Source organism: Mesorhizobium sp. M4A.F.Ca.ET.020.02.1.1 (genome assembly GCF_004022645.1).
Taxonomy (GTDB): domain Bacteria; phylum Pseudomonadota; class Alphaproteobacteria; order Rhizobiales; family Rhizobiaceae; genus Mesorhizobium.
On record NZ_RZOI01000398.1, the window covers coordinates 1 to 5596 of the forward strand.

Annotated in this window: 6 protein-coding genes; 5 read left to right on the forward strand and 1 reads right to left on the reverse strand. The window is 64.0% G+C overall.

Annotated elements, in window-relative coordinates:
- Positions 1-1380 (reverse strand): phosphoenolpyruvate carboxykinase (locus EN742_RS22185; protein ID WP_128333274.1); only part of this gene is annotated, 1380 nt, incomplete at its 3' end.
- Between the two features lie 340 nt (positions 1381-1720).
- On the opposite strand from EN742_RS22185, the gene EN742_RS22190 reads away from it, so the two are divergent.
- From EN742_RS22190 to EN742_RS22215, 5 genes are all read left to right on the forward strand, one after another.
- Positions 1721-2422 (forward strand): response regulator transcription factor, encoded by a 702-nt coding sequence (locus EN742_RS22190; protein WP_126057113.1) that lies wholly within the window; start codon positions 1721-1723, stop codon positions 2420-2422.
- Between the two features lie 151 nt (positions 2423-2573).
- Positions 2574-4358 (forward strand): sensor histidine kinase, encoded by a 1785-nt coding sequence (locus EN742_RS22195; protein ID WP_126057114.1) that lies wholly within the window; start codon positions 2574-2576, stop codon positions 4356-4358.
- Positions 4359-4372: 14 nt separating this feature from the next.
- Complete coding sequence (locus tag EN742_RS22200) at positions 4373-4834, forward strand: HPr kinase/phosphorylase (RefSeq protein ID WP_126057115.1); 462 nt, start codon at positions 4373-4375, stop codon at positions 4832-4834.
- 164 nt (positions 4835-4998) lie between these two features.
- Positions 4999-5400, forward strand: coding sequence for a PTS sugar transporter subunit IIA (locus EN742_RS22210; protein ID WP_126057117.1), 402 nt, complete (start codon positions 4999-5001; stop codon positions 5398-5400).
- Positions 5397-5596, forward strand: a 200-nt coding sequence (locus EN742_RS22215) for an HPr family phosphocarrier protein (RefSeq protein ID WP_148670191.1), incomplete at its 3' end; no start/stop codon positions are given. The genes EN742_RS22210 and EN742_RS22215, both read left to right, overlap by 4 nt.

Genomic DNA, 5596 nt, shown 5'->3' on the forward strand with positions numbered 1-5596 from the left:
CTTCAGCGAACCGTCGAGGGCGGCGGCGAGCAGCGCCCGCGTCACCTTGATCGGCATGCGGCGGCCAGTGCCGTAGGCGCCGCCGGTCCAGCCGGTGTTGACCAGCCAGCAGTCGGCGCCGTGGCGGGCGATCAGCTCGCGCAGCAGGTTGCCGTATTCGGACGGGTGGCGCGGCATGAAGGGCGCACCGAAGCAGGTCGAGAAGGTCGCTTCCGGTTCGGTGACGCCTTTTTCGGTGCCGGCGACCTTGGCCGTATAGCCGGAGAGGAAATGATACATGGCCTGCGCCGGGGTCAGCCTGGCGATCGGCGGCATCACGCCGAAAGCGTCGGCAGTCAGCATGATGATGTTGCTGGGATGGCTGGCGCGGCCGGTCTTCGAGGCATTGGGGATGTAGTCGAGCGGATAGGCGCAGCGCGTGTTTTCGGTCAGGCTGCCATCGTTGAAATCCGGCACGCGGTCGGCGCCGAGCACGACATTTTCCAGCACCGTTCCGAAGCGCTGCGTGGTGGCGAAGATTTCCGGCTCGGCCTCGGCCGAAAGCCTGATCGTCTTGGCATAGCAGCCGCCTTCGAAATTGAAGATGCCGTGCGGGCCCCAGCCATGTTCGTCGTCGCCGATCAGCGTGCGCGAGGGGTCGGCCGACAGCGTCGTCTTGCCGGTTCCGGAGAGGCCGAAGAACACGGCCGCGTCGCCGGCCGGACCTTCATTGGCCGAGCAGTGCATCGGCATCACGCCCTTCGCCGGCAACAGGTAGTTGAGCGCGGTGAACACCGACTTCTTCATCTCGCCGGCGTAGGAGGTGCCGCCGATCAGCACGATCATGCGCGTCAGATCGACAGCGATCACCGTCTCGGTGCGGGTGCCGTGGCGGGCCGGATTGGCGCGGAAGGACGGCAGGTCGATGATCGTCATCGCCGGCACGAAATGCTCAAGCTGCGACGGTTCGGGCCTGATCAGGAGATTGCGGATGAACAGCGAATGCCAGGCGAATTCGGTGATGACCCTGGTCGGCAGCTGCAGGTCGGTGTCGGCGCCACCGACCAGATCCTGGACGTAGAGGTCCTTGTGCGCGGCATGAGCACGGAAATCGGCAAGCAGCGCATCGAACTGGGCCGGCGACATCGCCTTGTTGTTGTCCCACCAGACATGCGGCTCGGTGGCGTCGTCGCGGACGACGAATTTGTCCCTGGGCGAGCGCCCCGTATGCTGGCCGGTCTCGGCGACCAGGGCGCCATCCGCGGTCAGCCTGGCCTCGCCGCGGCGCATCGCCTCCTCGTAGAGCGCGGCGGCGCCGAAATTATAGCGCACCGTGCCCGTGGTCTTAAGGCCGATCGCGTCTATCGCGCAGGCGGGGTTGCGTGTGCCGGCTTCCGACATCAAATGCTCCTCTCTGGATTTGCCGCGTCTGACCGGTGGATTTCCGGAGCCCGGTAGGGGCTGAGTGGCTCAGAACCAGAAAAGGCAAATGATATCAAATCATTAATCGATTTAAAAAATTTGAAAGTTGTTTAAATCGTTTATATGTGCAAAAAATCACAGTGGTTGCCCAAAGGATTGGCAAACGTTGTTCGTCCAATCCGCGTTGGGGTGCGAATGCGGCCGCCGGCACGCTGTGCGTGACACTGCGCGGAGCCTATGCCACATTTTGTACCTAATTTGTCCTGCAAAAGCCCCTTCTCGACGAAAGAAGGGACAGCTCATGAGGGAGCCGCTTGAAATGGCAACAATCGCGCTTGTCGATGACGACCGCAACATTCTGACATCGGTGTCGATCGCCCTCGAATCCGAGGGCTATCGCGTCGAAACCTACACGGATGGTGCGTCTGCGCTGGAAGGCCTGGCGGCTCGGCCGCCGAATCTCGCCATCCTCGATATCAAGATGCCGCGCATGGACGGCATGGAACTCTTGCGCCGGATGCGCCAGAAATCCGACCTTCCGGTCATCTTCCTGACCTCGAAGGACGACGAGATCGACGAGCTTTTCGGGCTCAAGATGGGCGCCGACGACTTCATCCGCAAACCGTTCTCGCAGCGCCTTCTGGTCGAGCGGGTGCGCGCGGTGCTGCGGCGCACGAGCGCGCGCGAGGCGGCCGCCAAGCAGCCCAGCCAGCAGGCCCGCTCGCTGGAGCGCGGCCAGTTGGTCATGGACCAGGAGCGGCATACCTGCACCTGGAAGGGCGAGCCGGTGACGCTGACCGTCACCGAATTCCTGATCCTGCATTCGCTGGCGCAGCGGCCCGGCGTGGTAAAAAGCCGTGATGCGCTGATGGATTCGGCCTATGATGAGCAGGTCTATGTCGACGACCGCACCATCGACAGCCACATCAAACGGCTGCGCAAGAAGTTCAAGGCCGTCGATGATGACTTCGAGATGATCGAAACCCTTTACGGAGTCGGGTATAGGTTCCGCGAGGCGTGAATAGGGAATGGGCAGTAGGCAGTGGGGATTAGTCGCTAGTCAGTCCTGAATGGCACCCCCGCGGGCACTCATAGATCGCCCCGGTCCCAGCCAAGCATTTGTCTACTGCCTACTGCCTAACCCCTACTCACTAAACAGGACCTGCTATTCGATGGCAGTCGACGTAGAGCGGAACAGAAGGGCGGGCGCGGTCAGGCGGCCGTCCAGGATGCTGCCGTCATTCCTGTCGAGGATCACGGTGCCTATGCGCCGTTTCCTCGGCCATCACATCTTCTCCAGCCTGACCCGCCGCATCCTGTTCCTCAACCTTGCCGGCCTGGCGGTGCTGGTCACCGGCATCCTCTACCTCAACACCTTCCGCGACGGGCTGATCGACGCCCGCGTCGAAAGCCTGATGACGCAGGGCGAGATCATCGCCGGCGCGATCGCGGCCTCGGCGACGGTGGAGACCGATTCGATCAGCATCGATCCGGAAAAGCTGCTGGAGCTGCAGGCAGGCGAGAGCCTTGGCCCTGGCTCCGACCAGCTCGACAATCTCGACTTCCCGATCAATCCCGAACGCGTCGCCCCGGTGCTGCGGCGGTTGATCTCGCCGACGCGCACACGCGCCCGCATCTATGACCGCGACGCCAATCTGCTGCTCGATTCGCGCCATCTCTATTCGCGTGGCCAGATCCTGCGCTACGACCTGCCGCCGGTCGACGATGAGCAGCCGGGCCTTGTCGAGCGTGTCGAAAAGTTCGTCTTCGATTTCTTCCGCAACAAGGACCTGCCGGTCTATCGCGAACAGCCGGGCGGCAACGGCGCGGCGTTTCCGGAAGTGGTCAAGGCGCTGACCGGCAGCCCCTCGACCATCGTGCGCATCAGCGAGCAGGGCGAGCAGATCGTCTCCGTCGCGGTGCCGATCCAGCGTTTCCGTGCCGTGCTCGGCGTCCTGATGCTGTCGACGGAAGGCGGCGACATCGACAAGATCGTCGCCGCCGAGCGCAAGGCGATCCTGCGCGTCTTCGGCATCGCGGCGCTTGTCACCGCCATCCTGTCGATGCTGCTCGCCTCCACGATCGCCAATCCGCTGCGCCGGCTGTCGGCTGCCGCGGTCAGGGTGCGGCGCGGGGTGAAGAGCCGCGAGGAGATCCCCGATTTCTCCGACCGCCAGGACGAGATCGGCAATCTGTCGATCGCCGTCCGCGATATGACCAACGCGCTCTATGCCCGCATCGAAGCGATCGAGAGCTTCGCCGCCGACGTCTCGCATGAGCTGAAGAACCCGTTGACGTCGCTGCGCAGCGCCGTGGAAACGCTGCCCTTGGCGAAGAACGAGAATTCGCGCGCGCGGCTGATGGAGATCATCCAGCACGATGTCCGCCGCCTCGACCGGCTGATCACCGACATTTCCGACGCGTCGCGCCTCGATGCCGAGCTCGCGCGCGAGGATGCGGGAACGGTCGACCTGAAGACCTTCGTCACCGATCTTATCGCGGTTTCGCGCGAAACGACGCGCAACAAGAAGGCGGTCGAGATCGAGCTCAAGGTGGCCAAGCTGCCGCAAGGCGTCAAAGGCTATGTCGTCGTCGGCCATGATCTGAGGATCGGCCAGGTGATCACCAACCTGATCGAGAATGCCCGCTCCTTCGTTCCCGATGAGCATGGCCACATCACCGTCTCGCTGGCGCGCGCCGGCAAGCTCAACATCATCACCGTCGACGACAACGGACCGGGCATCCGGGCCGACAACATCGACCGCATCTTCGAGCGCTTCTACACCGACCGTCCGGCCGGCGAAGCCTTCGGCCAGAATTCGGGCCTCGGTCTGTCGATCAGCCGCCAGATCGTCGAGGCGCATGGCGGCACGCTGACGGCCGAGAACATCCCCGGCACCAAGCCCGGCGAGATCAAGGGCGCGCGCTTCGTGGTAACGCTACCGGCCGAAGGTTGATCGCTGACGCAGTCATGCCAGAACCTGCCGCAAAGCCTGAAAACATCCACGGAACCGCGATCCTGATCGGCGAGCGCGGCGTCCTTATCACCGGAGCGTCCGGCGCCGGCAAGACAACTCTGGCGCTGACGCTGATCGACCATTGCCGCGCGCGCGGGCTGTTTTCGCGGCTGATCGGCGACGACAGGCTCCTTGCCACGGCCCATGCCGGGCGGCTGGTCTGCCGCGTGCCGGCGACGATTGCCGGCCTCGCCGAGGTGCCGGGGTTCATTCCACGCCCGCTGCCGTTCGAGCCGGGCGGGGTGATCGACCTCAATGTGCGGCTGGTGCCGCAGGCCGAGATGGCCCGTTTCCAGGAAGAAATCCGTGAGCCGGTCGCGGGCTGCCCGGTGCCGCGCGTGGACCTTGCCGAGCGCAACGCCGCCACCGCGTTGCCGGCCGTCATGGCGCGGCTCTCCATCGCGCCTTTTCTGTGATCCGCTTCCGCTTTTTTGCTGCAATGCGTCAAAATGGCCAGGGCTTGCGCAATTTTGGGCTTGTCAACGCGCCGCGCGTCGACAAGATAGCGCTCCCGCCGCCTGCAATGGCTGGCGAGCATAAAATGCGCCTGTGAAGCGGCGATGACGGGAGCCACCAAAGAATGATCGGACTCGTGCTCGTGACGCACGGTCAGCTGGCCACGGAGTTCCGACATGCCGTGGAACATGTCGTCGGGCCACAAGACAATTTCGAAACCGTGGCGATCGGCGCCGATGACGATATGGAGCAGCGCCGCCGCGACATCGTCGACGCGGTGGCGCGCGTCGACAGCGGAGCCGGCGTGATCGTGCTCACCGACATGTTCGGCGGCACGCCCTCCAACCTTGCCATTTCGGTGATGGAATCCGGCCGCACCGAGGTCATCGCCGGCATGAACCTGCCGATGCTGATCAAGCTTTCCTCGATCCGCAAGGGCGACAACATGGCCGCCGCGCTCGACGAGGCGCAGGCCGCCGGGCGCAAATACATCAACGTTGCCAGCCAGCTCCTGAGCAGCAAATGAACGCGCTGTCGCCGGAACAAGACCACGTCGCGCGGGATTTTCCGATCGTCAACCAGCGCGGCCTGCATGCGCGCGCCTCGGCGAAATTCGTCCAGGTCGCCAGCGGCTTCGACGCCGCCATCCATGTCGAGAAGGACGGTGTCAAGGTCGGCGGCACCTCGATCATGGGCCTGATGATGCTGGCGGCAAGCCCAGG